Origin of the sequence: Holophaga foetida DSM 6591, assembly GCF_000242615.2 — a bacterium.
GTDB classification, from domain to species: Bacteria; Acidobacteriota; Holophagae; order Holophagales; family Holophagaceae; genus Holophaga; species Holophaga foetida.
This window is the reverse complement of sequence record NZ_KI912268.1, coordinates 3,386,115-3,412,501: the sequence shown is the minus strand read 5'-3', so window position 1 is coordinate 3,412,501 and position 26,387 is coordinate 3,386,115. Positions and strand designations below refer to the sequence as shown.

The window sequence follows — 26,387 nt, the reverse complement described above, 5'->3', positions numbered from 1 at the left end:
GCTCATGGTGTCTCCTCAAGAGGCAAAGCCCTCCATGAAAACCACTTGCGCTTTCTTTCTCCCTCCGCTTCCCTCTTGCTCCCTGGCGAGAAGGAGGACGCCACCTCCTGTCGCAGCCTCCGCCCCACCGCCGCCAAGAGGGCCGGTTTCAGGCAATCGCCGCTGGAAGCCCCTCCTCCTGAGCGGAAACGGGCCACCTGTTCGGTCACTTGATGGCGCCGCAGCGCCCCCAGGCACTCCATAAAGCGCTCTTGCCATGGCCAGTCCACCATGAGAAGCAGACGAGCGGTGACTCCGGGTGGATCGTCGCGCAACACTCGCTCCAGAATCGCCGGGTCCGCCTCCCGAAGTACGGCCTCCCAATCATTAGCCTCAGACGCGATCCGTACCGGGGCAGCCAAGGGCAAAGGGGCTTGGGCAATCACCTCCCCGATGATTCCCGGATCTTCAGGAATGCCCAACTCCTGCAACTCCTGGAGCATGCGTTCAAGGGAATGCCGTTCAGTCGTATCCACCTGCCCTAGCAACCATGCCCTATCCTCTTCGCCAAGGGAATGCAGCAACAGTGCGGCCTTCCGTTCATTGCCGAGGGAAACCATGGGGGCTTCTGGAAGGAAGAGCGACTGGTTCATGAGTTGCCCCCCTCAAAGCCACTGCCACCCATCCAGGCCTTGATCTGGGCCAAGGCAGCCTCGCGCTGAGCATCAGACAAGGTGTCGGGCAAGGGAGCTTTGCCTGGACGCATGGCCCAGCCCAAAGCAGCCAAGACCGCCAGGGCGGCTCCTGCTGCAAGGAGCATCCACCCCTTGGGGGACCTATCCGTTTGCGGAACAGGGAAGCCCGCACTTTCGGCCTTCCCTTCAGGCACCTGAACGATTCCTGGTACCGGCCGTTGGGACTCCGCAGCACCCCCCAGGCCATCCAAGGTCTGGAGCACCACCTCATCCCCTCGGTCCGAGCTTCCCCCAACACTGGCCAACACCATGGCCCGCAGGCGGTCCTGCTGTTCAGCGGACAGAGCCCGGTGGACCACCACGGCCACCTGGATCCGGCGAACGGCACCAGGCTGGGTCACAACCTGCTCCACTCGCTTTCCAACCGCGTATTCAGTCTCGCTCTGACGACTGCCCCCCAGGAGGGGGGACTTCCCCTCGTTTCCGCCGCCGGGACGAAGGGGAACCTCTCCTTCTCGGTTGGTCTCCCGCTCTCGCACCACGATGCCCGAGGGCACCTCTCCGGTCCGGCTGGGGGCCCCAATAATCTCCTCGGTGCTGGTCTGAACACGATCCATGTCCAGCGACACATCGACGCTGGCCAGGGCTTGGCCGGGTCCCAGAGCCCGTTCGAGTACCACCCCTGCCTTGCGGGAAAGGTAGTTTTCCGTTTCCTTCTTCAGATCCAGGCGCGTCCCGCCCGCCCAGCCAGCTTCCGACTCGCTATCGCTTACCCGGGTAAGGGCCACACCGTTCTGATCCACCAAGGTGACGTCCTGAGCCTGGATGCCAGGAACCGCGGCAGCCACCAGCCTTTGGATACCCCCCACCTGCTCACCGCGCAGATGCATCCCATCCTTCAGGGTCAGGGTCACGGAAGCCTTGGGTTTACTGGAAGCCTGTTTGAACAGGCCCTGTTCAGGAAGAGCCAAGAGAACCCGCGCATCCCTGATCTCGGACAGAGAAAGGATGGTCCGGGTCAGCTCTCCCTGGAGGGCTCGCTGGTAATTGATCTTCTGAGCAAATTCAGTCATCCCGAAATCACTGTTGTTGAAGAGTTCAAACCCAACAGCCCCATGCAAAGGGATCTCTTTGCCCATGAGTTTGATTCGCGTTTTGTAGACTTCAGCCTTTTCCATCAGGATGGAAGTCCGCCCCCCTCCTTGATCAGAGAGGGTGTAGGGCATCTTCTGGCGTTCCAGTTCTGCCGTCATGGCAGCAGCGTCCTGGGGACTGAGATCACCGAAGAGCACCTGGTACTCCGGCCGCAAGATCCAGTAGCTCCCTGCCACCAGTAGCACCACGATAAACACGGTGCCCAGACTAAGCCCCAGACGTCCCCTATCCCCGAAGCGGGCCCCGAGACCTTCCCAGAATGACTTGATCACACCCTACTCCCTACAACGTTGGTTCCAGACACAGGTTCCCGCATGGAGAGGGTCTTCATATCTGCATCTTCATGATGTCCTGATAAGCCTCAAGCAGCCGATTCCGGACCTGGAGGAAGAGCTGGAAAGAAAGTCGGGTCTCTTCTAACCGGATCATGACCTGGTGAAGGTTCTCCACGTCCCCGGTGGCCAGTTTCTGGAGATCGGTCTGTGAAACCATGAGGTCCTTGTTGATCGCATCCAGGCCCCGACTGACGATATCCCCGAACCCTACAGGTGCGTGGGCCGCAGGAGTCGTGACTGGAGACTCGACCCCCATCACCATCGGAGGAAGGGCCGTCTGGCTGATAGCTGCTATCGCTTCGAGGTTCATCAGGCGTTCCCTCCGATATCCAGAGCTCGCAAGGCGAGGGTCCGGGTCGTATTCATGGCCGCCACATTGGCCTCGTAGGAACGCAGCGCACTCATCATGGACACCATTTCCGTTGCTGTATCCACGCCGGGATAGGTCACATACCCCTTGCCGTCTGCAAAAGGATTCCCGGGTTCGTAGACTTGCTTGGGGGAAACACCGCTGGGTTCTATCACCGCCTGAGGGAGCTCCAGTTGACCAAGACTTGCCAGCCCGCTGTCGACCTGGTGTGCAAAGGCTTCCGGCGCCACCTGCGAGGCGGCCATGGAGCGACTGGCAACCCGCATGGGCTGGAATGCCGTCCCCTCACCCATCTGAACGGTGTGGGCATTGGCCAAATTCAAGGCTGCCACCTCAACGCGAGTGCGCTCCGCCGTCATTCCCGCCGCGCTGATTGCAAAAGCCTGGGAGTAGTCCATGGAAGCTCCTATTTCTTGCCGTCGCTGACCGCGGCGGAAAGGATGGCAAAGTGACGGGACAACCCCTTGGCCAAGGCCTGATACTGGACCGAGTTCTCGGCCATCCTGGCCACCTCCATATCCAACATCACTTTGCCTGGGAGGCCGAGTTCGGTTTGGGTCCGCATCCGTGGCCTCACGCCAGCCAGAGCAGTAGCATCCAGGTGACCCTGGCTTTGCAGCGAAAGCCGGGCGTCCTCCATCTGGCTCTCAAAGTCCACGGTCATGGGCACATAACCCACCGTGTTGGCATTGGCTATATTGGCGGCAATAGCCTGCTGGCGGAGACTCGCCGCATCCATGGCAAGCCCCAACGCCGCTGTGGTGATCGCTTCGATCCCTTCGCTCATCCCTTCACCCCTTCCCTGATCACTGGATCACCAGATCGGCATGCAGTGCCCCCGCAGCCTTGATGGCCCGCAGAATGGAGATCACATCGCGTGTGCCGGTCTTCATCTTCACCAGAGATTGAACCAGGTCCGTCACCGTGTTCGCACCCGGCGCCAGGAAGCCCGGCTCATTCTTCTCACTAACATCCACCGTCGTATTTGTGACAATCGCCGTTCGCACATCCGCACCCGTCCCCCACACACCGTAGGGCTGGGAAGCAGTGTTGTAATTGGCGATGGAGATCTTCAGATCGCCATGGGAGATCACGACCTCGGATATCCGGACATCTCCCCCGGAAACGACAGTCCCCGTTCTCTCGTTGATCACAACCCTCGCGCGGCGGTCCGGCTCCACATGCAGGTTCTCAATCTTGGCCACAAAGCCCACAAGCTGGTTCCGCTGCCCATCCGGCAGCTTGATCTCTATGCCTTCCGCATCCTTGGCAAAGGCTGTACCCGCACCGAACTGCCGGTTGATTGCCTCAGAGATACGATTTGCCGTAGTGTAGTCGGCATCCGCAAGAACAAAGGTCATCTCATGGTTCGGCCCGAGAATCTGCGCATCCACGGCAACCTCGACCTTGGCCCCGTTGGGAATGGATCCTACGGTTGGATGGTTCTTCTGAACCACGTTCCCATTAGCATCGTAACGGTAGCCCCCCAGAGAAAGAGGCCCCTCAGCCAGTGCGTAGATCTGCCCATTGGCTGCCTTGAGCGGAGCCAGCAGCAGGCTGCCACCCAGGAGGCTCCGAGCATCCCCGGCGGAAGTCACGGTCACATCCAAGGCATCCCCCACCCTCGCAAAGGGCGGCAAGGTCGCCGAAACCAAGACAACAGCCACATTGCGGCTCTGCACCTGGCTCGAAGGCACCGTCAGGTTGAATTGGGACAGGACATTGGCCATGGTCTGGCGCGTCACCGCGTTGGTCGGGGAGTCTCCAGTGCCCGCAAGGCCGGTCACAATGCCGTACCCCACCAAGGCGTTCTGGCGCCAGCCCCGGAATTTGCCCAGATCCTTGACCCGCAAGGGTTCTGCCTGTCCAAGAACGGCTCCCAGGAGCAGTGCAAGGATGAGCGGAATCCGAGTCGTGGCCTTCAGCAATCGTTTCATCTAGAACCCCAACCCATCCATCAACCTGCGCCACCAGCCGCGTTTCTGACGCGCCGTAAGGTCACCATCGCCCACATAGTTGATCTTGGCGTCGGCCAACCGGGTGGAAAGTACGGTGTTCTCACTGGAAATGTCCTGGGCGCGGGCACGCCCTTCCAGAAAGACCTTGTGCTTCTCCCCGTTGACGGTGAGAAGCTGCTCTCCCGCAAGTTTCAACTCCCCATTGGGAAGGATCTCCCGCACCGTCACGCTGAGGGTTGCCAGCAATCGGTTGGCCCGTTGGGTAGTCCCACCCCCGTCGAAGCTGCCGTTGACCCCCAGAGTGCCCCCCCACTGCTTGCCGCTCGGTGTCACAGAAAGCCCTGCATTCATCGAGTTGGTGCGCTGAGTCGAGGTATCGGTGCTGGTGCTGGCCGAGGAGTTTTCATAGACCTGGACCGTAATCAGGTCCCCCACCCGAAAGGCCTTGCTGTCCCCAGTCAAGGACTTGAATGTTTTCGGGTTGTAAAGGTCCTCTCCGTAAAGCCCCGTGGCCGTGGAGAGAAGAAGACCCAGGCAGCTGCCCAGAACAAGGTGGTGCCTCATGGCAGGGCCTCCAAAAGATCTGGACCGATCACCCTTGCCCGAAAGGATGAGGACGCGCTGGGCAACTTGACTCGAATAACCTCTCCTGGAGCCCCATCCTGGAGCACTTGCACCCGGCTTTCCATCCGGATGGCCCCGGTGCTGGATCGTAGCGATGCCATCTGTCCGCACTTGAGCACCGGTGGCACGGGAAGGATCCGGTCCTTCGCCACACTGGGCTTGACCGGTTGTGGGAAAGCAGCGGGCTTTTCAACTGGATCGGCCTCAGGGGGAGACTCCAGTGGCACGTCGGCCTCTTCCTCTGATTTCAAGGGCGCCGACATTTCAAAGAGCAGGTTCACCGGAACGGTCCGGACAAAGGCCCCCTCCACCCAGACCTCCACCCAAAGGGTTTTGCGACAGGGGCGTAACGAAGGGCCTAGAGGTACATCCCAAGGCGCCAACTTGAGCTTGACCTGCCCAGCTGGCACCCGGAGATCCCTGGGTTCATGGGCCAGGGTGCAGTGGCCCTGGATGCCGGACTGCTGGATTTTCCCTCGCACGCCCTGCAATGCGAAGCGTCCCAGTTTGAGGCCAGGAAGATCCTGAGAATCCACGGCACCAAGGGGCACAATGCCTCCCAGCAGCCCGAAGAGGACTGCAGCACGGCCCAAGGTGGCGCAATAAGAAGTCAGGGGCGTAGAAACGTCATCACCCCATTACTTGCGCAGATTGTTGATCAGGCCTTGCATCTCATCGGAGGCCTGGGCCACTTTGACACTCGCTTCATAGGTTCGCTGGGCCACCATCAGGTTGACCATCTCGTCCACCATCTTGACGTTGGAGCCTTCCAGGAAACCCTGCTGGAAGGAGCCCAAACCGTCCTGCCCGGCATAGGCCGTGATGGCTTCGCCCGTTTCGACACCAGCCCGATAGAGCCCGTCACCCTGCGGAACCAGAGCCGCAGCATTGCTGAAACGCACAAGTTGGAGCTGCCCGGCATGCACCGGCGTGGACTGGTTGGGCACCGTCACCAACACTTGGCCGTCCGACGAGATCGTGACCCCAGTCGCCGCAGCGGGAATGGTGATACTCGGTTTCATGGCCTGGCCGGTCTGAGTGGTCAGCAATCCCTCAGAATTGACCTTCAGGGTCCCCCCGCGGGAATAGCCCGTGGTGCCATCCGCCAGAGCCACGGGAATGAAACCCTCCCCCTGGATGGCAAGATCCCAGCTGGAGCCCGTCTGGGAGATGGTCCCCGCGTCGAAGAGCTTGCCGACCCTGGTGATCCCGACGCCAGCGCCCAGTCGAGGCACCAAAGAGGCCCCATCCGTTTCAAGGTTGGCCTCTCCGAGATTCATCCGGCTGGCTTCAGACGTCATCAAATCCGTAAAAGTGACCCGCCCCTTCTTGAAGCCGGGGGTATTCACATTGACCAGATTGTTCGCGATGGTGTCCACGTTCAGCTGCTGGGCCTGCATGCCCGTAGCTGCGATGGACAAAGCGTCATGCATGGGTCATCCCTCCACTTCCTCACATTTTGATTCAATCATGACAAATCGCCGAGCTTATGGATAGCCGTCCCCAGCAACTCGTCATAGCCCTGGGCAACCTTTTGCATCGATTCAAAGTGGCGCATGGTCTGCATCATCTGCACCATCTCTTGAAGAGAACTGACATTGGCGTTCTCCAGGTTGCCCTGGCGCACTTGGCCTGAAAGATTGGCCGATCCCAAGTTCGTGCCCGCAGTCATCAGGCCATCCCCTAGGCGCTGCATGGCCTGTGTGGCCTCAAAGCGCACGACCTTGATCTGGGCAACAGGCTCAGGAGAGGCAGATTCGCCCTCCTTGGGCGTCTCCCGGATCTGCCCAGTGGCATCAATGCTTGGGTTCGGGCTTTTCAGAAAGATTTCGCCCCGGGTGCCCATGACCGCATGCCCTTGGGCCGTTACCAGGCGCCCCTGGGCGTCTAAGTGGAAACTCCCCTGACGGGTATAGGCAAGCCCAGCCTCCGTGCTGACTTCGAAGAACCCATCCCCCGTGAGGGCCAAATCCAAGGACTCTCCGGTGCTCTTGAGGGTCCCGGCCCCCAGATCCAGACGGACCTGAAGGGTGGGATGCTGCCCCTCCATCCCACGAACCGAAGTCGCCGCATCTTCCAGCGCACTCAGAAAAGGTCTTGAGACAGCGACCTCCCGCTTGAAACCGGGGGTCGCAGCATTGGCAAGGTTAAAGGCCACCCGATCCAGGCGGCTCATATCCTGATGCATGCTGTTGAGAGTTACGGCAAGGACATTTTCCATGGGTTCATCCGGGGAGGCCAAGGCCTGGAAACAGACAACGACGATTCATAGCGAGACAATACCCCATGATTTTAGCTCAATATTCTGGGGAATTTCATTCATCGACAGCACCCGGAGATGGGGCACCACTCGCTCTGACAAACTGCGAATGTGCCGCCTCAACTCCGGCGAACACAGCAGTACCGGCAACAGGTTGCTCTTCATCATCCGCTCGGCCTGCTGCACCAGGCGCGAAATGAATTTTTCCGCCAACTTGGGATCCAGAACGAAGGGCTGCTGTGCCCCTTCACTACCCCTCGCAGAAGCAACACTCTGCAGGAATTCGCTCTCGATGGCCGGGTCCAGGGTCATCACGTGCAAAGCCTGAGCATCTCCCAGGAGACTCTGACAGATGGCATGACCGAGCCGCTGCCTGACCATCTCCGTCAGGTAGCCACCATCCTTACTCTGACGACCAGCATCTGCCAGGGTTTCCAGGATGGCCTCCAGGTGACGAATCGACACCTTCTCCCTCAGCAGGTTCTGAAGCACCCGCTGAATGTCGCTCACCGCAAGCACCGTGGGAATCAGTTCCTCCACGAGGGTGGGTTGAGCCTGCCGCACCCTGGCCAACAGGCGTTCCGTTTCCGCGCGGGTCAGCAGGGAAGCAGACTCCCGGCGCAGCACTTCCGTCAGATGGGTCAGCAGCACAGTGGGGCCATCCACAAGCGTATATTTCGCCGCCTGGGCCGCCTCTCGCTGGGTATCCAGGATCCAAAGTGCCGGAAGACCGTAGGTGGGGTCCTTGGTGATCTCTCCTGGGATCGAGCGAACATCCCCGCCAGGATGGATGGCCAGGATGCGGTCGACACGGGACTCGCCCCGGGCGCAGGTGGCCCCGTCAAGCACGATCTCGTATCGGTCACCCCCCAATTTGGCAGATTCCCGGAAACGCACCGCCGGAAGCACGACACCGAATTCCAGGGCGTGCTGCTTACGGAAGGCTGAAAGCCTCTCCAGGAAGGGATTCCCGGGCAAGTTCACAAGCGCGTACCAATGGCTTCCCAGGTGTACCTCCACGGGCTCCACCGCGAGCATGGCGTAAGGATCCTCCGGCCCCTGGGGCTCCAGACCTTCCTCCGGAACGGGCTCCAGGGCTTCGGGCTTACGCTTCAGCCGAAAGGTCAGCAAAGCCACCGCCAACAGGCAGATCTCCAAAGCCAAGGTCGGCAGGGCCGGAATCCCAGGCAACAGTAGCAACCCTCCCAAAGCCCCCGCCACTAGAAGCAGGGTCTTGGGAAAGGAGGTGATCTGCCTCAGCACCTCCGTGCTTAGATTGGCGTCGGAAGCCGAGCGGGTCACAATGATGCCCGTGCCCACCGCGATCACCAGGGCTGGCACCTGCGTGACGATGCCATCACCGATGGTGAGCAGGGTGTAGGTTTGGAGCGCCTCCGCCCAGGGCATGCCGTGCTGCATCACCCCGATGACCAGACCACCGACGATATTGATGAGCATGATGATGATGCCTGCGATGGCATCGCCCTTCACGAACTTGCTGGCGCCGTCCATGGCGCCATAGAAGGCCGCCTCCTTTTCCAGGTTCTTGCGCCGCCGCTGGGCCTCCACCTGATCAATGAAGCCCATGTTGAGATCTGCATCGATGCTCATCTGCTGGCCCGGCATGCTGTCCAGGGTGAAGCGGGCCGCCACTTCGGACACACGCTGGGCACCATTGGTCACCACCACGTACTGCACCACGATGAGAATCAGGAAGACAATGAGCCCGATGACATAATTCCCCCCCACCACGAAGGAGCCAATGGAGGCGATAACCTTGCCCGCATTGCCGTCCGACAGGATCAGGCGCGTGGCCGCCACATTGAGCGAGAGGCGGAAGAGGGTGGCAATGAGCAACAGCGAGGGAAACGTTGAGAATTCAACGGGCCGTGCCATGTAGAAGGTCAGGAGGAGGATCAGGAAGGCAAAGCAGAAGTTGGTGAGGATCAGGAAATCCAACAGGCTCGCGGGGATCGGCGCAAAGAGCACCACCAGCACCCCGAAAACCAGAGCCACCAGCGCAATATCACTGTGCTTGCCAAAAAAACGCTTCAGGAAATCCATGCACTGCTCCTGGAGGGGGGAATGGTCGGCTGTCGCCGGGCCCGCTGGGCGTCCCGGCGGGCAAAAATCCAGACGATGATGCGGGCCACCTGGGCATAGAGGTCCGGAGGCACATGGTGGTCCACCCCCAGTTCCCGATAGAGCTGGCGGGCCAGACTGGGGTTCTGAACGACCGGGATCTGGTGTCGGGCGGCGATCTTGCGCATGACCGCCGCCATGTAGCCCTTCCCCTTGGCCACCAGCTGGGGCGAGGCCATCTGGCCGTGTTCGTAGCGCAGGGCCACCGCCACATGGGTGGGGTTGGTGATGAGCACATCCGCTTCCCGGGTGCGACGCAGAGCCATGACCCGCTTCAGCATCTCCCGACGCAGCTCCCGGAGTCGGGCCCGGATCCGGGGATCGCCCTCCCGGTGCTTGTGCTCGTCCTTCATCTCCCGATTGCTCATGCGCATCTGCTTGGCGAACTCGTAGCGCATGTAGATCAGGTCCAGCAGCGCCAGAAAGCCCAGGGTAAGCGCGATCTTCAAGCCCAGGGCCGAGAAATCATCCAGCAGGGTACGAGTCAGACCGAGGGGCGAAAGCCCCGCCAACCGGTAGAACTGAGGAAGCAATGCCTTGAGGGCGAAGGTACAGACCAGGGCCAGGAAGCCCAGCTTCACCAGGGAGCGGATCGCCACGAAGAGGGTCCGCATGGTGAAGACTCGCTTGAAGCCCGTGGCGGGGTTGATGCGGGTCCAGTCGGGCTTGATGGGATGAAAAGAGAAGACCGGTCCCGTCTGAAGGATATTGGCTGCCACCGCCGCGATAGCCAGCATGGCCAGGAGGGGTGCCAACTGCACCAGCGTGCCCCGCAGCCCCCGAGCGACAAGCGGCCAAAGAGCCCCCGACTGGGGCCCCAGTCGAGTGGCCTGGATCAGAAGGGCGTGGTCCAACCGGAACATATCCCGACAGGCCCCCCACCCCTGCCATGCCAGGAAGACGACCGCCGTCGCGAAGACCACCGCCGCCACGACTTCAGGACTCTTGGCGACCTGCCCCTTCTCCCGGGCCTTCTCCAACTTGTAGGGGGACGCTGCGTGGTTGCGGTCCAGATCCTGCTGGGCCATCAGGGGTGCCCCCCTGCCATGACCCCATCCCATGCCCGATAGATGCTGCTGTAGACCCGGCTCATGACGGGACCGATCCCCGCAAACCATAGGGAAAGCGTGGCCAGTCCCACCAGGATCTTAAGGGGAATGCCGAGGGTGAGCATATTGATCTGAGGCATAGACCGGGCGATGGCCCCCAGGACCATCTCCACGAGAAGGATACAGAAGACCACCGGAGCCGCCAGCAGGAACGCCATTCCAAAGAGCCCCGCCGCCTGACGCAGGATGGGTTCCAGAGCGGCGTCCAGGGGCCAGGGTTGCCCAAGGGGAAAGCGCTCCAGGCTGTAGGCCAGGCCCCGAAGGAGGGCGTGGTGGCCGTTCACCAAGAAGAAGACCAGCACGGCAACCTGACTGTAGGCGGTGGCCACCAAGGGCATCCGGGCATTGGTGCCGGGATCCAGGACCTGCCCCATGCCGAAGCCGATTTGGAGATCCAGCAGACGCCCAGCGGTGCTGAAGGCCGCGAAAGCCACCAGGATGGCCGCCGCCAGGGTGCTCCCCAGCGCCCATTCCGTAAAGCAGGCCTGCACCAATAAGCCTGGATGATCCAACAGGCGGGTCGGCAAGGGGGCCCCCGCCATGGGCATCAGGGCCACGGAAAGCCCCAGCACCAGCATCGCCCGGACCCGCATGGGCACGCCCGAATAAGCAAAAATCGGCGTCATCAGAAAGACCGCCCCCAGGCGCAAGGACAGCAGAAGCACACCCCAAAGCCAGGCGCTGCTGAAACCCAGACGAGTGAAGGAATCGAGGGCGAAGGGCATCAGAAGAGCGAGGGGATGCTGAGCCAAAGCCGGGTCGAGAACTGAGCCGCCACCCTGAGCATCCAGGAACCGAAGATGATCAGCGCCACCCCCGCCGCCACCAACTTGGGGATGAAGGTGAGGGACATGTCCTGCACCTGAGTCACCACCTGGAAGATGCTGATGATCAGCCCCACCACCAGCGTCAAGCCCAGCAGGGGCGCACTGACCAGCAGGGCAGTCCAGAAGAGGTCACGCATCATGTGAAGGGCGAGGTCGGGGTGCATGGGGCCTTAGACGAGAGGAATACAAGGTGTTTTATATTGACCACAAATGCCAACAAATTCAATGGAACCGGGTTTGACAGCCGCACGACACCTTGGGGTTGAGTGGCTTTTTCTAAGCATGTGCACCGGGGAGCTTGCTCGGACGCCGGGTGATGTCGAGGGGTGACTGCCTCCGAAATCACCGCAAAGGGTTGTCCAGGGTCGACGTATTAGATATTGCGAAGTAATCACAGTATTCGCAGCGAAAAACTGTAAAATCATTTCCTAAATTAATATTGATTTCATGACATTGACCATACCACTTCTTGCTAACTTTACCTGTGGACCAAAGAATCCCCCCACGGACGATTTTTAAAAGCAATCCTAACTCAAGGTTAGCTCGGCAGTATGGGCAGAGAGCTCCTCTTTGCGGCAAAAAATAAATATCACACTTTGGACACATGGCTGATGCCACTGGCTCCCCGTCCAGCACCGGTTCCCCCCCGATCCTAAAGAACCTTTTCCATCTCGGGTAGGAATCCTTATACCATAACATGCTTGAAAAACCCGTTATTATCACTCCAGAAGACATCATATGGTGACACATCTCGCATTCCATGGGGCTTCCTACTCTATATACAACCAAAATAGAATGGATCGGACCTATAGCCTAATGAAGACAAACGCTATATTGCTCCACTTCAGCGCCATAACTCATATATGCCCCAACTCCCCCGGGATAGAATCGGTCAATAATCGTATATTCTGTCGAAAGCGCTGTACACAATACACCAATAGGCGTACTGTTAGTAGCGCTCCCGACTGCGCCAACCAAATTAAAAGCAGTATTGAGCCATCGATGCTGACTTCCAGTGAGATTTTCTTGTGCCAAACTCTCATCTGAAGCTCTCCAGTCGTTAATAATTGAGGTGGCAGACGTAACCAAAGCCAGACCCTTCATTGGTCCTGAAAATGGTTCCAACTTCGAGTTTATTTTATCAATCCATTTCCCATCCAAACTTCCTAATGGTAGATTGAATGGCATAGTGGAAGTATTCAAATAGAATGAAGCATCCGAAACAAATTGATAACTCAAAGGGCCTGGAGTGCAGCCTCCGTCCGTATCTGTCCACATGTATGCCCCGTGGGCCGCATAATTTGTGAGCCACTTGTCGGCCGAATTGGAAAAAGACTGCCCCATCATCAAGTTGTTTTGGCCTAACTCGAATTCTGAATTAGCCGAATACTGGCTAAAGGAAGTGAAAGAATCCTTGGCGGACTGCCCCAGCATTAAGTAGTTTTGACCTTCCAGGAGTGCAGATTCAGCCGAATAGCGGTTATAGGAAGTGGACAAATTGTCCGACGCATTCCCAAGCCAATTAACAAACTGAAGATTATTTGCTGAAGATTGACTGTATCCGTTACCAAGAATAGCCGCCCCCCGATCAACCCAATCACCGACCATTGAAGCGGCGCCGGTCAAGGCGCTGCCCTCAGCCGCCCAAACCCGGGCTTTCATCAAATCGAGATCTACGGTGGATGCAGGTTCCACGATCTGATTAGTTCGGTTTGACCAAGCGCCGACCTGCAAACTATCCCAATAGGCGCGGTCCTTTGCAGCCTCCTGCTGCTTCAACCGCTCCCCATAGGCAATATCCCTTCCATAGACTCCCAGCCCCGTAGTGGCAGCCGGAGTATTGGCATCAGGAAGATAGATCCTCATATCAGCTGGAATAGCACGAGGGTCCCCAATGCTGTTGATCTCGGAGAGCTGCCCGACATAGTTGTTCACCTCTCTTTGAGTCGGTACTCGTCCAAGCTGGTCGCTCAACTGACCTCGCGCAATGGACTCCAGCCTTCCACCATAGTCCTTGGCATCGACATAATAGCGAACCGCTGTGGCACTAGACTGGCCAACCAGCCCATCCACACTTGCCGCATTGGCCAGACTCGTATCTCGCAAGGGCGTCGTGTATAGCCCATCTGTCCCCTGGTTCAGGAAGGAACTCGAACTACCATCAGCTTGGTATTTCAGATAGCGGTTCGCATCAGCCATCGTCTGATCAGCTAGTGCTCTCCACTTGGCCATATCAGCCTGGAAGCCTTTCGAAATCTCGCTCAGGGTTTCAGTCTTGGCAGGGGCGGTTTGGGCCGAAGCACTCACCAGCATCTCATCCTTGATACTCTCCCCCAGCGCATTGCCAAAGGTTCCCGGAAAGTGGCGCCCATTCAAGGTTTCTACGGTTTCGCAGGGCCTACTCCATAGCCTGCCATGCTTGAAGGCTAGGCCACCCCTGCCCCGGCGCATTAATTCCCGGCTAACCATGATCAACTACCAAAAGCACATCACATGCGACAAATAGCAGCAAACATGCAAACAGCGCAATCAAAACAATCTTCCAGCCGGAGAAGCGTCCTCGAACAATACACACAAAAAAACCAACAAACATTACCAATAAGCATAAAATTGCCACCAAAATAACCATCGAACTATAACTGCAGTTATGACTATTTGCCACAGCAACTGCCCACAAAAGATATAGTAAAAAATCCAACAATAGGACAACTTTTACAGAAATAAGAAGCAGTACCCGACCAAGCATTAACGGAAGTGAGCGCAGAGCTTTTACCATACGATTGAGGGAACAATATTATTGAATTCGTTATTGTCAGACTTAACATTACCAACATACCTATAGTATGTGTTAGTACTTTGCTTGAGCAGAGATCGCCAGTCCGATCTGTAGCCCCAATCGTTCACGACTACACCATTAACACCTGCCCCAGGAGCATAACCTGCAGAAACAGTCATATTTGAGCCTACCACAAATCCGCAATGCCCTGAGGAACCGGGAAGCCCTTCTGAGATAACATCGCCTATAGCGCGTTCATCGAACCCCACCCGCTCCCACCCAGGCCTATCACCCACGCCCCATGTCCATTGCCAAGCGCGAAGGGGCAAAGCGTTATTGGTTGGCATGGAAACGCCAGATGCCCTGCCAACATCATATACGAAGAGATTGCATTTGTACGAATTGGGTTCCATGCCATTGGCGTCGGACTCAAAGGTATAGCTGGGATCTCCAACCATGGAAATTGCCAACTTGGCCATATTATTCCGTATTTCCCAGGGAGTGAGTGCTCTTGTATCTTCCTTAATCAAAACATCATTAATTTGACCTCGAAGGTCTTTACCAAAGTTTGGTAAACCGGCGTTCTCTTCATCTTGAGGTAAACGTAAAGCCGCTCTGATATCGGACGTCGGGAACCCTGCTTCTTTCATTACGTTCTGTTTAAATGCCTTAGCAAACTCACCTTCAGCCGCTGCGGCCCTTGCCTGAATAATGGCGCCTTCTTTCAGATAAGTAGCCTTGCCCTGGGCTTGTACCGGGATCTCGTCAAGCACATCTTGGGAAGGCAAATCGAGCTCATTACCCGCCCGAATCTGATGAGCACTTCTCAATTCATTGTATTTGGCAAGCCGGATCTGATTCTCAATGCTGCCATCTTCGTAATTGTCGTTTGTAATCTTGGAGAGCGTCATCCCCCTCTTGATCGTGATGGTGTCGACATCATCTGAATCAGAGGCTGAATCCCCTAGCTGGCCATCCACACCCGCCGCGTTGGCCATGCTCGTGTCTCGCAGGGGCGTCGTGTATAGCCCATCTGTCCCCTGGTTCAGGAAGGAACTCGAACTACCATCAGCTTGGTATTTCAGATAGCGGTTCGCATCAGCCATCGTCTGATCAGCGAGTGCTCTCCACTTGGCCATATCAGCCTGGAACTCAGCTGTGATCTGACTTACCGTCTTCACAGGCTCTGTTTGGGCCACTGCCGCAGGTTTCATTTCATCCGCAATACCCTGCCCCAGCGCATTGCCAAAGATGCAGAGCCTTGATGCGGGTCACCCGCTGGATGACCCGCTTCATTAGGTACCATATTGAAATTTCAAAGATCTTTCAGCCAGTCTACACCTGAGACCCCCTGATGCGACTTGTGGGGGCAGGCTAGGCTGCGAAACGCTTCAACGATAGACTTCGCGCCGGTTTCCTATCCTCACCACCAGCACCCGCAACGCTCCATCCTCGATCTTGCAGATGATCCGATAGTCTCCCACCCGATACTTCCAGAACTCACCCAGGCGTGGACCTCTCAGCGCCTCCCCGATCCCTCGGGGGTCGTCGAGCGACAGCACCCGCTCCCGGAGAAACAACGTGATCCGCTTCGCCATGGTCTTGTCGAGCTTTGCGAGATCCTTCGTGGCGGCCTCTTCAAATTCAATTCGCCAGGCCAAGGTCCCGCTCCACTTCCTCTAGGGTGAATGTGCGGCTCCGACCAGCGCGGAGATCTTCCAGGCGGCTCTCGGCTAAGTAGATGTCTTCCAGATCGTCCATGTATTCCACGATGGCCTCGCGGGCGTAGAAGGTCTTGGTGCGGCCCGTGGCTTGGGCCAGGGCTTCCAGGCGGTGTTCGATCTCAATGGGAAGGCGGATGGCCAGCATGGGGCGCTCCTTGCTATACAAGTATAACACTTTGGGCAGTGCCGTGAATGACCTCATTCCCGTTCCTCCTCGGCTTCCCGGTCGAGCTGGGCCAGGACATCGGCGGCGGTGGGCTCGGCGTCCTCCTCCAGGGTGTGATTGCCCGCTCTCGCCAGCTTTCCGGGGTGCGTGGCCGTGTGGATGGCCTTCAGCATCCGGATACTCACCTGGGCATAGATCTGCGTCGTGTCGAGGCTGGCGTGGCCCAGCATCGCCTGGATGAATCGGATGTCGGCCCCGTTCTCCAGCATCAGCGTCGCCATCGTGTGGCGGAACATGTGGGTGGAGCCATGCTTGCCGATGTTCGCCTTCTCCACATAATCCCTCACCAAGTCCGTGATGCGCCCCGGCGCGAACGGTCCGCCCAGATTGGAGAGGAACAGCGTGCCGTCATCCTTGCCCGTCACCAGCTCGGGCCGTGCGGTGTCGAGATACTTCTCAATCCAGGCCAGCGCCCGTTCCCCGATGGGGATCATCCGATCCTTCTTCCCCTTGCCTTGACGGATCATCACCGTGCCCCGCTCGATGTCGAGGTCACGGACCCTGAGGCTCACCAGCTCCAGGCGACGAACCCCCGTGCTGTAGAGCGTTTCCAGCATGGCGCGGTCCCGCAGCCCCATGGCATTCCCCACATGGGGCACCGCCAGCACCGCTTCGGCCTCCCTCGCCGACAGGATGGCCTTGGGCAGGCGCTTCTCGATCCGGGGCATCTCCAGCTCCGAGGCCGGGCTGTAGAGCAGGTGTCCCTGCTTCACGAGCCATTGCAGGCAGTGGCGGATGGGCGTGATCCGCCCGAGCTGGCTGCCGATGGACAGGGGCTCACCATTGGCCTTCCGGTAATAGAACAGGTACCGCTGGTAGCGCTCCAGGATGGGCCGGTCCAATTGCTGAGGCCGGGTCAGGCTCCGCTCATCGCACCAGGCGATGAAATACCGCAGATACTGCTCCCGAACATGGACCGTGCGCGGGGAGTAGTTCTTCTCTGCCAGGTGCGCGAGATAGCGCAGCATGTGGTGATAGAGGCTGTCCGGGTCGCGTACATCCCCCACGGGGGCCTTCGGGCGGGGTGGGCTCTTGGGTCGCATCAGCGGGCAGCCGCTAAAGAAGGAAGGTAGGACGGGGCCGCCGCTGACATCGAGAGGGGGGTACTGTGCGTTTTGGCCGGGGTGGAGGCCGCGATCAGGGGGAAACCGGCGTCAGATCGTGATTCAGACGATCCAAACGCCCCCCGAACAGGGGCCGAATCAGCCCCGAATCCCCCCCGAATCGGGGCCGAAAGGTGGGTAGTCTCCCCCCGAAAGGTTGCCGTCATAGACCTAGATTGGAGGCTGGCGCAGTCGATGAGCCCCAGCAGATGAGCCCGACCTTCGGCGTCCTCCCCCTGGTAAAGCAGCTCGTAGCAAAGCGCTTGCTTGTCCCGGCGGGCTACCAGGAACTCCATCTCCACCAGTCTCCCCAGGTGAACCCACAACTGCGTATCCCTCCAGCCCACAGCCTCACGGGCCTGTCTGCGCGTGAAATGGAACTCTCGTTGGTCGACCCCCTGGACCTCGCATTCACCCCGCACCCAGTCGTGAAGCAGGTTCAGCAGCTTCCGCGTCTGGGGCAGCAGCTCGTCCACCGTGCGGGAAAACACCTCCTGGGCCAGTTCATTGGCCAGTTCGATGTCGGAAGGAATCACTTCGATGTAATGCAGGAGCTTCCCTTCATGGGCGAGGGTCTGCACCTCCCGCTGGAACTGGTGCAGCAGGGCGATGGATCGAATCAGGGTCAGGTACTTCACATGGTCTCGTCTGGAGCGGGTCTGATCGTCCCGAAAGCTCAACTGGTCCGCGTAGGGGTTCACCACCGCCAGGGGTTGCAGCAGCCGCTGGGCGTTCCGATGCAGCGCCAGCAGGCTTTCTCGATGGCTTTTCGCTAAAAACCCTTCCAGCGTTTCCCGGCTGCGCTGGAGGGCATGGATGGCGCGGGTCTGCTCCCGGCTTTCGTCCACGGTCAGCACCAGGCAGCGGTTCAGCAGTTCCTCGTCCAGATCGATGGCCGTGGTCGTCAGAAACAGCATCACCGGGCCTTCCACCGTGTAGTCATGGGTCACGAGCATCCCCGTTTGAGGATCTTTCCCCGTGCTGGCCATGGTCACCCGGCCTTCACTCTGGAGCAGCTTCAGGGCATAGCTGGCTTGTTTCGCCCCCTCCTCCTCCGCAATGGCGAGGATCTTATGCTTCAGGTCCTTATCGCCCATGTAGAACAGGGATTGCCCCGACATGGCCTTCAGCGCTCTCCAGAATTCGCCATGGGCTGCTCTCCAGAAGTCGACCACCTGAGGGTGTCATAGGGGGGGGCTTTCGGGTGCGGAGGGAAGTGGTCGGCTGGTGGCGTCGTGGGCAATCTGGACTTCCAGGAGGCCCGGCATGGCGAGGCGGAAACCCTGTGCAGTGTGTGGCAAATGGTTCCGGCCCGACCCCAGGGTGGGGGAGAGGCAGCGCACCTGCGGCAGGCCTGAGTGCCGCAGGGCATGGCACCTGCGATCCTGCCGAAAATGGCATCAGGCCAATCCTGACTACGACAGGCACACGCGACTGCAGCGGCGTCTCGTTAAGGAGGAGCCAGCCGGTCCGCGCGGGCGGCCTCCGGACCCTTTCGCCAGCATCGACTGGGACTTCGCCCGGAAGCGGATGGGCCTGGAGACCTCGGTACTGGTGGAGGAGACCGGGAAAGTCCTGTTCAGGGCTGCGCGAGACGCGATACCCGCCTAAACCCATGAAAATGGGGAGGAAACAAAGAAGTCCTCGGAATAGATGCGCGAGACGCGATACCGTTCCAGCTATCTGATAACAGGATGCTTCCCGCCAAGTCCCCCCCACTGGCCCACGAGACGCGATAGGCTGCCACCATGGTCCGCCCTACGCTGCTTCCCGGTGGCAGCCATGGAACTGGAATTCCAATCAATCGACTTCCGTTACGAGCATTTGCGTCGGCGGAACCCGCCCCTGGAGCGTCAGCTTCTGGCCTCCCTGGCCGATCACGGCCAGAGGGTCCCCGTAGTGGTCCTGGTCCAGCCGCCGGACCACTACGTGCTCCTGGACGGTTACAAGCGGGTGCGGGCCCTGCGTCGGCTGGGGCGGGACACCGTCCAGGCCACCCTCTGGGACCTGGGCGAGGCGGAGGCCCTGCTCCTGGAGCGGATGATGCGGACGGCCGTTGCGGAGAGCCCCCTGGAGCAGGGATGGATCCTTCGGGAACTGCGGGACCGGTTCCGGATGCCTCCGGAGGAACTGGCCCGACGCTTCGACCGCAGTCCGAGTTGGGTGTCGCGTCGGCTGGCCCTCATCCAGGATCTCCCCGAGGAGGTTCAGGAGCATGTGCGCCGGGGACAGATCGCCGCCCACACCGCCATGCGGGTCCTGGTTCCGTTGGCGCGCGCCAACAAGCGGGACTGCCGACGATTCTGCCAGGCCCTTCTCCGGGGACGGTTCACGACCCGGGAAGCGGAGCTGCTCCACCTCGGCTGGCTCCAGGGTCGGGCAGAGGTCCGGGAGCGCCTGCTGGCGGATCCGGTCCTGTACCTCCGTTCCCAGCGTGCATTGGAGGTGCTGGAGGCCAGCCCCTTCCACGGCTGGCTGGAGGACCTGGGCACGCTCTCGGCGGTGGCCCGGCGTGCCCGGCTCCATCTGGAGCAGGGCGCTCTCTTTTCCCGGAGTGCGGAGGAGGTCCAGGAGGCTGGGGCCGCGCTGCGCCAATCGGAGACGGACTGCCAGGCCCTGTTCCAGGGCAGCGCCAGGGACCTGGGCCATGCTTGACCAGGGCAACCGCACGGCCATCCTCCTGCTCCGGCGGCAGGGCCACTCCATCCGAGCCATCGCCAAAGCCCTCCATGTCTGCCGGGACACGGTGCGGGAGGTGCTCAGAGCCGGGAATCCCGAGGTTCCGGAATGCCCGCGCCCGGAAAAGGCCGAGGCGCACCGGGAGGAGATCCTGGAGTTGTTGCCGAAGTGCAAGGGCAACCTGGTTCGGGTTCACGAGAGACTTCTGGACCAGGGAGCGGCACTTTCCTACCAAGCCCTCACCGGGTTCTGCCGTCGTCACGGGATCGGGAGCGCCCCTCCCAGCATCTCGGGGAGCTATGAGTTCCAGCCCGGAGAGGAGATGCAGCACGACACCAGCCCGCACAGGGTTCGGATCGGTGATCGCACGCTGCTGGCCCAGGATGCAAGCCTGGTGCTCTGCCATAGCCGGATGCTGTTCCACCAGTACTACCCAACCTTCAACCGGTTCTGGTGCAAGGTGTTCCTCACGGAGGCCCTGGAGTTCTTTGGAGGCGCCTGCGCCCGGTGCATGATCGACAACACCCATGTGGTCGTCCAGCAGGGCACGGGCGCCGCCATGATCGCCGTGCCTGAGATGGCCGCCTTCGGCGAGCGGTTCGGGTTTGTGTTCCGGGCGCATGCGCTGGGCCACGCCAATCGCAGCGCCCGGGTAGAGCGACCTTTCGACTTCATCGAGAACAACTTCCTGGCCGGACGGGAGTTCAAGGATTTCCAGGATCTGAACCGGCAGGCCCGGGAGTGGTGCGAGAAGGTGAACGCCACCCGCAAGCGCAGCCTCCAGGCCAGTCCGCGGGAGCTGTTCCTCCAGGAGAGACTCCAGCTGAGGGCACTGCCCATCCATGTCCCCACGGTCTACCAGCTCCACCACCGGATCGTGGACGGGGAGGGGTTCATCAACGTCCAGGGGAACCGCTACTCGGTGCCCTACATCCTGGTGGGGCGGCAGCTGGAGGTGCGGGAGACCAAGGACCGGATCGAGGTCTACGAGGGGCCCCGGGAGGTGGCCGCCCATGCCAAGGTCATCGCGGCCCTCAACCAGCGAGTGGTCGAGCCCAGCCACCGCCCCAGGCGGGGGGAGGGTCGATCCAAGCTCGCCTCTCCCCCGGAGGAGGTGGAGCTGCTGGCCACAGAGCCAGAGCTGAAGGACTACGTGATGGCCTTCCGGGCTCGGCAGCCAGGGCGCTATCTGCGGATGCTCCGGCGGCTGCAGGCCATGGTCCGGGACTACCCCCGGGCCCCACTGCTGATGGCGGTGCGGGTGGCCACCACGTACGGACTGTTCGACCTGGATCGCTTGGACCGGCTGGTCCTGAAGCACGTCGCCCGGGACTACTTCGTCCTGGATGTCGCCGGGGAGCTCATCCCCGAGGAGGAGCCCCATGAGGGATGACCTGGAGCAATTGCTGAAGAACCTGCACCTGGGGCGCATGGCCGAGATCCTGGATCAGGAACTGGAGGACGCGTCCGGAGAGGAGCCCAGCTACGAGGAGTTCCTGGCGCGGCTGCTGAGGGCGCAGTGGCACCACAAGCAGGAGTCGGCCCTGGCCTACCGGATCAAGCAGGCGAGGATGCCTGAGCAGTGGAGCCTGGAAAGCTTTCCCTACAAGAAGCAGCCCGAGGTCAACCAGCGCCAGATCAAGGCGTTCGGGGAGCTGGACTTCATCGCCAAGGCAGAGAACATCGTTTTCATCGGCCCAACCGGCGTGGGCAAGACGGGGCTGGCCACCGGCATTCTGCTCAAGGCCATCCAGAACGGACACAAGGGCCTGTTCATCCGCGCCCAAGACCTGTTCGACGAGATGTACGCCTCGCTGGCGGATCGTTCCTCGCGCAAGCTGCTGGACCACCTGGGCAGGATGCCGGTCCTGCTCATCGACGAACTGGGCTACCTGAACATCAGGCCCGAGCAGACCAACATCTTTTTCAAGCTCATGGAGGAGCGCTACAACCGGCTCCCCACCATCATCACAACGAACCTGGACTACCCCGAGTGGCAGAACTTCCTGGGGAATCCCCAGCTCGTGGAAGCCCTCCTGAGCCGCCTCCGGCACCGCTGCAAGACGGTCCGGATCAAGGGCGTCTCCCTGCGGGACCCCCAGGGCTGACCCACTCGCGCCGCGGCGATCCCGGGCAGTTCCCTCCGCGTCGGCCTACGGCCTCCGCTCCGGGAACCACCCGGGATCGCCGCATGCACCCTGAAAAACGAGAGAGACGGGATTCAGATCCTGCGCCCAGGAAGGACTGCTTCTGGAGAGCAGAAGTGGGCTGATTCTGGAGAGCGTTGAAGCCGGTCTTCGTGAGCTGGACACCGGACGCTTCCACCAGGCGCTCCACGCTGATTTCAGCCTTCAGGCGCTCTAGTTCTGCATCAGGGATTCGGGCCATGGTTTCCTCCGGTTGGTGAAAACTCGTCAAGCAGCAATACTGAACCATAGTAGTATCAGTAGTGCTACCATTGTCAAGCCGGAGCGAAAACACGGGAGATAGCATGACGAGCTTCACTGCAACTTGGCTCAACACCATGGAATTCGCGGCACGACTCGTATATCTCCGAAAGCAAAAGGGCTTCTCCCAGCAAGCCTTGGCGGATGCTGTTGGAATCCATGTGTCGCAGATCAAGCGATACGAGGGGGGCGCAACCCAGCCCCAACTGGACGCATTGAAAAAGATCGCCATCGCTCTTGGTGTCAGCGCAGATGCACTCCTGTTCGACGATGGCGAACGCGGCCTTGATGAGGTCTTTCGCCTCCAGCTTGACGTAATCTCGCACCTTGACGAGGATGAGCAACGCATCATCCGCGAAGTGATCGACGGCATGCTCTTCAAATATCAGGCCCGGCGATGGTCGGCTCCACCAATACCGCAGGCAAAACGCCCCAGCCGAAGCCCCGCCAAATAGCCTTCGCACTGCGCCTACGTTTCTTCTTTAGCAGCTAAGAAAAAAAGCCCACCTCCAATACGACGCATGGGGGTTGGGGGTTCTTTTATAAGCAGCTGTACAAGGAACTGCACACGAACGCGGAAACAGCCCATAGGCCGTTCGGCTTCACCTCTGCCTTCCCCGGATCAGCCTATCGATTAGGTGATTCGCTTCGGCCTTGTCCCGTTCAAACCCCTTTCCAAGCTCCTGCGCCAGCTCCCGGATCTTCCCGCCCAGGAATGCCCACCCTGGCCCCTCGTCCAATAGGCCTTGCTTGCGGCACGCCTCGATCCCCTTTCGGATCTCGCCGCGTGGGCTGTTGGCGAAAGCCTCTTTCGTGAAGGGGGTTTCGATCCCCAGGGCACTCATCCGTGCGCCAATCCTCCGCAGGTCCGCGCCAAACTCCTTCTCCAGACCCTGGGGCACATAGGCGGGCTGGGCCTTTTCCTCCTTCTCCAGCGTCGATCCCAGCTTCCCGGCCTTGAGGGTGGCGCGGTAGGTCTCCTCGGGCAGGGAAATGGCCTCGCCCTTGGCCTTCCGGAGCGCCAGGGCTACCAGTTCGGCCTCCTTTCCCTGCCATGCCGTGAGATGTCGGCATTCCTCTGGGCGATGCTCAGCCAGCACCGCCGCGCCACGCTGGAACTGCTCCAACTCGCGCGGCTTTCCGGGTCGGGGTTCATCGAAGGGGGACTCCAGCGGCCTCCCGCGCAGCTCCTCGCGTGCGGCCTGCTCGGCTCGTAGCCCCAGAACCCGGCGCGCTTGATCGGCCAAATCCACGGCCTGATCCACCAGGCGCTCCCAGCCCTGGCGCACCAGACGCCCCAACCGCTCCGGCCAGCCACGCTTCAGATCCTCGTGATCGAGTGGCCGCAGTCCGTAGCCCGCCCGGAACCACGTCTCGGCCGCGCACTGGCTCTCGTGGTTGCGCTCGAACGTGCGACCGAGCTTCGTTTCGGCTGCCGACAGGCAGGCCGTCTCCAGATCGTCCACAACCTCGTGGATCGCCTCCCGCGTGACCCGGATCGGCGCCAGGGGGTACGACCGCCCGTCCGCCAGTTCCAGCACCTCCGTCACCGGCTTCAGCAGGTCCAGCTCCACCTCGGGGAATACCTCCCGGATCTCCTCCGACTGGAACACCGGCAGCTCCCGCAGATCCTGCGGATCGCTGGCCTCGCGCTCCCGGATCTCCCGGACCATCCGCAGGCTGAAAGGCTCGTCCTCTGGAGCGACCTCCGGAGCAGGCGGCGGCACGGCCACAACGACCTCCTTGGGCCTCTCCCCCCTCAGACGGGCCAAGCCCGCTTCCGTGATCCGGTACTCGTTCAGTCTCTCCACCTTCTGGGCCTCCAATAGCCCGAACCTCTTCAGCTTCGAGAGCAGATCCCGGTCTCGCTTCTCCAGGTGCTTCGTCGAAAGCCCGCCCGCCTCCTGGACCATCCTCAGCACCCGCTCGTAGTCCTTCGTCCACCGCATCCGGGCGGCTTTCGTGGACGCCTCCAGGTCCACCGCTCCACCAGCCAGGGCCGCCACCTGCTCCCGCTTCACCCGCACCAGCCCAGCTGCCTCCAGGTGTTTCCCCCCCGTCTCCGCCAGGAACCCTCCGGCCTCCAGCTGCACCTCGGCCAGGGCCAGCTTCCGCTCATAACTCTTCAGCCGCTTCCCCAGCTCGGCCTTCGGCAGGATCTCCCCGTCCTTCCCCAGCATCCCCAACTGGTTCAGCTTCTTGGCCAGGGCCAGCCGACGACGCTCCCCGGGCAGTTTCTGGGGCAGCTTTCCGGTCTCCTTCCGGACGAACTCCAGCTCCCGGGGCGTCAGGGGCACGATGCCGCCCAGCTCCCTCTTCAGCTCCTGGGCCGCCATGATCTCCACCCGCCGTTTCCGGTCCAGGCTCCCCGCCTGGATGACCTGGCCATCCAACCCCCTCACCGTCGCCCCTTGGGCCATTCCCGGCGTCAGGGAGGCCACCCCGCGCCGCAGGTCCACCTCCAGGCCATGGGCCTTCGCCGAGGCCAGCATCGCGTCCGTCGCCTTCTCCCGGCTCCCCCCCGGCGTGGACATCCGGATCACGTTCCGGGCGTTCTCCCAGGTCCGCCACCTTCCATCCAAAGCCTTGGCCGGAAGGAAGGCCAGGGCGTGGGCGTGGTAATGCACTTCGCCCCCTCGGTTCTCGGCATGGAGGTAATACAGGGACAGGGTCCGGGCCGCCTGCCATTCCCGGTTCCCGCCGCCGGTCCTCACCCGGACCGCCTCCCGCTCCACTTCCTGAAAGTGGGCCTCCACCGTCGCCCGCAGGATCTCCCGGGCGATCCCGGGGTGGTTCTTCAGCACCTGGCTGATTTCGGAAGGTAGGGTGATCAGGGCCTCCTTCGGCTGCCGGAACAGGCTGCGTCCGATGGTCAGCTTGGTCTCATGAAGGTCATAGCCCGCCGCCAACTGCTCAAGCAGCTCTGAGGGCGGCAGCTCAGTCCGGTCCGGGTCCCAGCCTACCTCCCGCCACAGGTCCGGGTTGCGCACCTCGGGCTTCACCAGGCCATCCCGGGAGAGGTATCCCGCGCAGGACACCAGGCCGCCCCCCTCCTTGGTCTCCTGGAGGTGCCCCCCGAAATACCCGGCGACCCCGGCGGACGAGACCATGCCGGGGCCATCAGCGTACCGAATCAGGAGGTCCATCCCTCCCCCCTTTGCCGTTCTACCTGGGGATCGCCTTCAGGGCCTTCCGCAGGTTCGCTCCTCCCGCATCCAGGAGCGCGGCAAGCAGGGCCTTGTTGTCCATACCCAGCCCCTCAGCATCCTTCTGGATGGCCAACCAGGTCTCCGCTGCTGTGCCCGTCAGTGTAACCTTCACCGTAGCCTGGGAAGCCGACCTCCCTGCCAACGAGGCGGCGATCTTCTTGGCCAATCGGTTGGTCAGCTCCTTAGGCTCCATCTCGCTCATCTCAGATCCTTCCATAGTGTCCTCCCTTTGGATCCGCTCATCGACCGATCTTCCAGCCAACTTTAGACTTTTAGAGCCCCCGACGCCCGATCTAACTCCCGAACCAATTCCCAGACCTATTTTCCCATTCTGTAATGAAGCACCCTACGCCCACCCCCTAAAGGGGGAGGCCTTCAGGCGCGGAATCGACCATCAGAATCCCTTCCATTACCGGCCAAAAGTGAAACTGGCGGATTCGCGTTGCTCATCCTTGTTTCCCCTTTGGCCTGCCTCGTGAACCTCGAAAAGCAAACCCATGGAGCCAACCAACCCGGACCACCCATCCAAAATCGCGCCAGGAAATGCGTCTGGCACGCTCCCGGAACGCGGGGTGTCCGTGGAAGGTTTCGACCCATTCCCGCGCTTAAAGACCGCAGAGATTGAGCGCATCGCTCGCGCCCGATCATGAGCCCCCTGAATGTGGGGGGCTCACGACCGGGACACACGGCAGAGAAAACCATCAAAAAAGGGGCTGAAGCCCCTTTCTGAAACTGCCGAAAAGCGGGAGGGTCTTCTCTCAAACTCTGG

28 protein-coding genes are annotated in these 26,387 nt (G+C 60.6%); 5 read left to right on the top strand and 23 right to left on the bottom strand.

The features are described from left to right. Positions 1-2: 2 nt before the first annotated feature. The 20 genes from HOLFODRAFT_RS0215385 to HOLFODRAFT_RS21680 form a co-directional block, all read right to left on the bottom strand. Positions 3-632 carry a hypothetical protein gene (locus HOLFODRAFT_RS0215385; protein ID WP_005034705.1) on the bottom strand — a complete coding sequence of 210 codons (630 nt, stop codon included), beginning with the start codon at positions 630-632 and terminating at the stop codon, positions 3-5. After that, positions 629-2,101, bottom strand: a complete 1,473-nt coding sequence (gene fliF, locus HOLFODRAFT_RS0215380) for a flagellar basal-body MS-ring/collar protein FliF (protein WP_005034704.1) — start codon at positions 2,099-2,101, stop codon at positions 629-631. Before fliF ends, HOLFODRAFT_RS0215385 begins: the two co-directional genes overlap by 4 nt. 55 nt (positions 2,102-2,156) lie before the next feature. Beyond that, positions 2,157-2,474, bottom strand: a complete 318-nt coding sequence (fliE, locus tag HOLFODRAFT_RS0215375; RefSeq protein WP_005034702.1) for a flagellar hook-basal body complex protein FliE — start codon at positions 2,472-2,474, stop codon at positions 2,157-2,159. Continuing rightward, complete coding sequence (gene flgC, locus HOLFODRAFT_RS0215370) at positions 2,474-2,932, bottom strand: flagellar basal body rod protein FlgC (RefSeq protein ID WP_005034700.1); 459 nt, start codon at positions 2,930-2,932, stop codon at positions 2,474-2,476. Before flgC ends, fliE begins: the two co-directional genes overlap by 1 nt. Positions 2,933-2,940: 8 nt before the next feature. Further along, on the bottom strand, positions 2,941-3,321 hold the full coding sequence (locus tag HOLFODRAFT_RS0215365; RefSeq protein WP_005034697.1) for a flagellar basal body rod protein FlgB: 381 nt from the start codon (positions 3,319-3,321) through the stop codon (positions 2,941-2,943). A gap of 19 nt (positions 3,322-3,340) precedes the next feature. Then, a complete protein-coding gene (locus HOLFODRAFT_RS0215360) occupies positions 3,341-4,471 on the bottom strand; it encodes a flagellar basal body P-ring protein FlgI (RefSeq protein WP_005034696.1) in 1,131 nt (376 codons plus the stop codon). Beyond that, entirely contained in the window at positions 4,472-5,056 is a 585-nt protein-coding gene (locus tag HOLFODRAFT_RS0215355) for a flagellar basal body L-ring protein FlgH (RefSeq protein WP_005034694.1), read from the bottom strand. It abuts the gene before it with no gap. Further along, the gene (locus HOLFODRAFT_RS0215350; protein WP_005034692.1) at positions 5,053-5,667 is read right to left on the bottom strand and encodes a flagella basal body P-ring formation protein FlgA; all 615 of its coding nucleotides are present in this window, start codon (positions 5,665-5,667) and stop codon (positions 5,053-5,055) included. Before HOLFODRAFT_RS0215350 ends, HOLFODRAFT_RS0215355 begins: the two co-directional genes overlap by 4 nt. A gap of 87 nt (positions 5,668-5,754) precedes the next feature. Continuing rightward, positions 5,755-6,549, bottom strand: coding sequence for a flagellar basal-body rod protein FlgG (flgG, locus tag HOLFODRAFT_RS0215345; protein WP_005034688.1), 795 nt, complete (start codon positions 6,547-6,549; stop codon positions 5,755-5,757). Between the two features lie 35 nt (positions 6,550-6,584). After that, positions 6,585-7,337: a flagellar hook-basal body protein gene (locus tag HOLFODRAFT_RS0215340; protein ID WP_005034686.1), complete on the bottom strand. Its 753-nt coding sequence runs from the start codon at positions 7,335-7,337 to the stop codon at positions 6,585-6,587. A 45-nt stretch (positions 7,338-7,382) separates the two neighbouring features. After that, entirely contained in the window at positions 7,383-9,440 is a 2,058-nt protein-coding gene (flhA, locus tag HOLFODRAFT_RS0215335) for a flagellar biosynthesis protein FlhA (protein ID WP_005034683.1), read from the bottom strand. Next, complete coding sequence (locus HOLFODRAFT_RS0215330; RefSeq protein ID WP_005034681.1) at positions 9,428-10,546, bottom strand: EscU/YscU/HrcU family type III secretion system export apparatus switch protein; 1,119 nt, start codon at positions 10,544-10,546, stop codon at positions 9,428-9,430. The genes flhA and HOLFODRAFT_RS0215330 overlap by 13 nt, the downstream gene beginning before the upstream one ends. After that, a complete protein-coding gene (fliR, locus tag HOLFODRAFT_RS0215325; protein ID WP_005034678.1) occupies positions 10,546-11,352 on the bottom strand; it encodes a flagellar biosynthetic protein FliR in 807 nt (268 codons plus the stop codon). The genes HOLFODRAFT_RS0215330 and fliR overlap by 1 nt, the downstream gene beginning before the upstream one ends. Then, positions 11,352-11,618, bottom strand: a complete 267-nt coding sequence (locus HOLFODRAFT_RS0215320) for a flagellar biosynthetic protein FliQ (RefSeq protein ID WP_005034676.1) — start codon at positions 11,616-11,618, stop codon at positions 11,352-11,354. The genes fliR and HOLFODRAFT_RS0215320 overlap by 1 nt, the downstream gene beginning before the upstream one ends. Before the next feature lie 649 nt (positions 11,619-12,267). Continuing rightward, positions 12,268-13,830, bottom strand: a complete 1,563-nt coding sequence (locus HOLFODRAFT_RS0215315; RefSeq protein ID WP_026939375.1) for a hypothetical protein — start codon at positions 13,828-13,830, stop codon at positions 12,268-12,270. A gap of 393 nt (positions 13,831-14,223) precedes the next feature. After that, positions 14,224-15,444, bottom strand: a complete 1,221-nt coding sequence (locus HOLFODRAFT_RS0215310; RefSeq protein ID WP_026939374.1) for a hypothetical protein — start codon at positions 15,442-15,444, stop codon at positions 14,224-14,226. A 177-nt stretch (positions 15,445-15,621) separates the two neighbouring features. Then, on the bottom strand, positions 15,622-15,891 hold the full coding sequence (locus tag HOLFODRAFT_RS0215305; protein WP_005034668.1) for a type II toxin-antitoxin system RelE family toxin: 270 nt from the start codon (positions 15,889-15,891) through the stop codon (positions 15,622-15,624). Beyond that, positions 15,875-16,099, bottom strand: coding sequence for a type II toxin-antitoxin system RelB family antitoxin (relB, locus tag HOLFODRAFT_RS0215300; protein ID WP_026939373.1), 225 nt, complete (start codon positions 16,097-16,099; stop codon positions 15,875-15,877). The genes HOLFODRAFT_RS0215305 and relB overlap by 17 nt, the downstream gene beginning before the upstream one ends. Before the next feature lie 53 nt (positions 16,100-16,152). Further along, entirely contained in the window at positions 16,153-17,187 is a 1,035-nt protein-coding gene (gene xerC / locus HOLFODRAFT_RS0215295) for a site-specific tyrosine recombinase XerC (protein WP_211237970.1), read from the bottom strand. A gap of 35 nt (positions 17,188-17,222) precedes the next feature. After that, a complete protein-coding gene (locus HOLFODRAFT_RS21680; protein ID WP_005034661.1) occupies positions 17,223-18,404 on the bottom strand; it encodes a hypothetical protein in 1,182 nt (393 codons plus the stop codon). Positions 18,405-18,549: 145 nt separating this feature from the next. On the opposite strand from HOLFODRAFT_RS21680, the gene HOLFODRAFT_RS0215285 reads away from it, so the two are divergent. From HOLFODRAFT_RS0215285 to istB, 4 genes are all read left to right on the top strand, one after another. Continuing rightward, the gene (locus tag HOLFODRAFT_RS0215285; RefSeq protein ID WP_005034658.1) at positions 18,550-18,894 is read left to right on the top strand and encodes a hypothetical protein; all 345 of its coding nucleotides are present in this window, start codon (positions 18,550-18,552) and stop codon (positions 18,892-18,894) included. Positions 18,895-19,065: 171 nt separating this feature from the next. After that, positions 19,066-19,938 (top strand): ParB/RepB/Spo0J family partition protein, encoded by an 873-nt coding sequence (locus tag HOLFODRAFT_RS0215280; RefSeq protein WP_005034656.1) that lies wholly within the window; start codon positions 19,066-19,068, stop codon positions 19,936-19,938. Beyond that, entirely contained in the window at positions 19,931-21,355 is a 1,425-nt protein-coding gene (gene istA / locus HOLFODRAFT_RS0215275) for an IS21 family transposase (protein WP_005034654.1), read from the top strand. Before HOLFODRAFT_RS0215280 ends, istA begins: the two co-directional genes overlap by 8 nt. Beyond that, on the top strand, positions 21,345-22,070 hold the full coding sequence (istB, locus tag HOLFODRAFT_RS0215270; RefSeq protein WP_005034653.1) for an IS21-like element helper ATPase IstB: 726 nt from the start codon (positions 21,345-21,347) through the stop codon (positions 22,068-22,070). The genes istA and istB overlap by 11 nt, the downstream gene beginning before the upstream one ends. Here the strand turns inward: istB and HOLFODRAFT_RS24635 are convergent. Continuing rightward, positions 22,036-22,350 carry a hypothetical protein gene (locus HOLFODRAFT_RS24635; protein ID WP_005034651.1) on the bottom strand — a complete coding sequence of 105 codons (315 nt, stop codon included), beginning with the start codon at positions 22,348-22,350 and terminating at the stop codon, positions 22,036-22,038. The genes istB and HOLFODRAFT_RS24635 overlap by 35 nt on opposite strands. Before the next feature lie 136 nt (positions 22,351-22,486). Here HOLFODRAFT_RS24635 and HOLFODRAFT_RS21675 point away from each other — a divergent pair, with 136 nt between their 5' ends. Beyond that, positions 22,487-22,864 carry a helix-turn-helix domain-containing protein gene (locus HOLFODRAFT_RS21675; protein WP_052572620.1) on the top strand — a complete coding sequence of 126 codons (378 nt, stop codon included), beginning with the start codon at positions 22,487-22,489 and terminating at the stop codon, positions 22,862-22,864. Between the two features lie 147 nt (positions 22,865-23,011). On the opposite strand, the gene HOLFODRAFT_RS25590 is transcribed toward HOLFODRAFT_RS21675, so the two are convergent. Further along, positions 23,012-25,555: a relaxase domain-containing protein gene (locus HOLFODRAFT_RS25590; RefSeq protein WP_005034647.1), complete on the bottom strand. Its 2,544-nt coding sequence runs from the start codon at positions 25,553-25,555 to the stop codon at positions 23,012-23,014. 19 nt (positions 25,556-25,574) lie between these two features. Further along, positions 25,575-25,835 (bottom strand): hypothetical protein, encoded by a 261-nt coding sequence (locus HOLFODRAFT_RS0215255; protein ID WP_005034645.1) that lies wholly within the window; start codon positions 25,833-25,835, stop codon positions 25,575-25,577. Positions 25,836-26,387: the final 552 nt, after the last annotated feature.

Bases quoted from the DNA above. Each gene is read 5' to 3' on its own strand.
- HOLFODRAFT_RS0215385 (WP_005034705.1), bottom strand. From the start codon at position 632: ATGAACCAGTCGCTCTTCCTTCCAGAAGCCCCCATGGTTTCCCTCGGC.
- fliE (WP_005034702.1), bottom strand. From the start codon at position 2,474: ATGAACCTCGAAGCGATAGCAGCTATCAGCCAGACGGCCCTTCCTCCG.
- flgC (WP_005034700.1), bottom strand. From the start codon at position 2,932: ATGGACTACTCCCAGGCTTTTGCAATCAGCGCGGCGGGAATGACGGCG.
- HOLFODRAFT_RS0215365 (WP_005034697.1), bottom strand. From the start codon at position 3,321: ATGAGCGAAGGGATCGAAGCGATCACCACAGCGGCGTTGGGGCTTGCC.
- HOLFODRAFT_RS0215360 (WP_005034696.1), bottom strand. From the start codon at position 4,471: ATGAAACGATTGCTGAAGGCCACGACTCGGATTCCGCTCATCCTTGCA.
- HOLFODRAFT_RS0215355 (WP_005034694.1), bottom strand. From the start codon at position 5,056: ATGAGGCACCACCTTGTTCTGGGCAGCTGCCTGGGTCTTCTTCTCTCC.
- flgG (WP_005034688.1), bottom strand. From the start codon at position 6,549: ATGCATGACGCTTTGTCCATCGCAGCTACGGGCATGCAGGCCCAGCAG.
- HOLFODRAFT_RS0215340 (WP_005034686.1), bottom strand. From the start codon at position 7,337: ATGGAAAATGTCCTTGCCGTAACTCTCAACAGCATGCATCAGGATATG.
- flhA (WP_005034683.1), bottom strand. From the start codon at position 9,440: ATGGATTTCCTGAAGCGTTTTTTTGGCAAGCACAGTGATATTGCGCTG.
- HOLFODRAFT_RS0215330 (WP_005034681.1), bottom strand. From the start codon at position 10,546: ATGGCCCAGCAGGATCTGGACCGCAACCACGCAGCGTCCCCCTACAAG.
- fliR (WP_005034678.1), bottom strand. From the start codon at position 11,352: ATGCCCTTCGCCCTCGATTCCTTCACTCGTCTGGGTTTCAGCAGCGCC.
- HOLFODRAFT_RS0215320 (WP_005034676.1), bottom strand. From the start codon at position 11,618: ATGCACCCCGACCTCGCCCTTCACATGATGCGTGACCTCTTCTGGACT.
- HOLFODRAFT_RS0215310 (WP_026939374.1), bottom strand. From the start codon at position 15,444: ATGAAACCTGCGGCAGTGGCCCAAACAGAGCCTGTGAAGACGGTAAGT.
- relB (WP_026939373.1), bottom strand. From the start codon at position 16,099: ATGCTGGCCATCCGCCTTCCCATTGAGATCGAACACCGCCTGGAAGCC.
- HOLFODRAFT_RS21680 (WP_005034661.1), bottom strand. From the start codon at position 18,404: ATGTCGGGGCAATCCCTGTTCTACATGGGCGATAAGGACCTGAAGCAT.
- HOLFODRAFT_RS0215285 (WP_005034658.1), top strand. From the start codon at position 18,550: ATGGCGAGGCGGAAACCCTGTGCAGTGTGTGGCAAATGGTTCCGGCCC.
- HOLFODRAFT_RS0215280 (WP_005034656.1), top strand. From the start codon at position 19,066: ATGGAACTGGAATTCCAATCAATCGACTTCCGTTACGAGCATTTGCGT.
- istA (WP_005034654.1), top strand. From the start codon at position 19,931: ATGCTTGACCAGGGCAACCGCACGGCCATCCTCCTGCTCCGGCGGCAG.
- istB (WP_005034653.1), top strand. From the start codon at position 21,345: ATGAGGGATGACCTGGAGCAATTGCTGAAGAACCTGCACCTGGGGCGC.
- HOLFODRAFT_RS24635 (WP_005034651.1), bottom strand. From the start codon at position 22,350: ATGGCCCGAATCCCTGATGCAGAACTAGAGCGCCTGAAGGCTGAAATC.
- HOLFODRAFT_RS21675 (WP_052572620.1), top strand. From the start codon at position 22,487: ATGGAATTCGCGGCACGACTCGTATATCTCCGAAAGCAAAAGGGCTTC.
- HOLFODRAFT_RS25590 (WP_005034647.1), bottom strand. From the start codon at position 25,555: ATGGACCTCCTGATTCGGTACGCTGATGGCCCCGGCATGGTCTCGTCC.
- HOLFODRAFT_RS0215255 (WP_005034645.1), bottom strand. From the start codon at position 25,835: ATGGAAGGATCTGAGATGAGCGAGATGGAGCCTAAGGAGCTGACCAAC.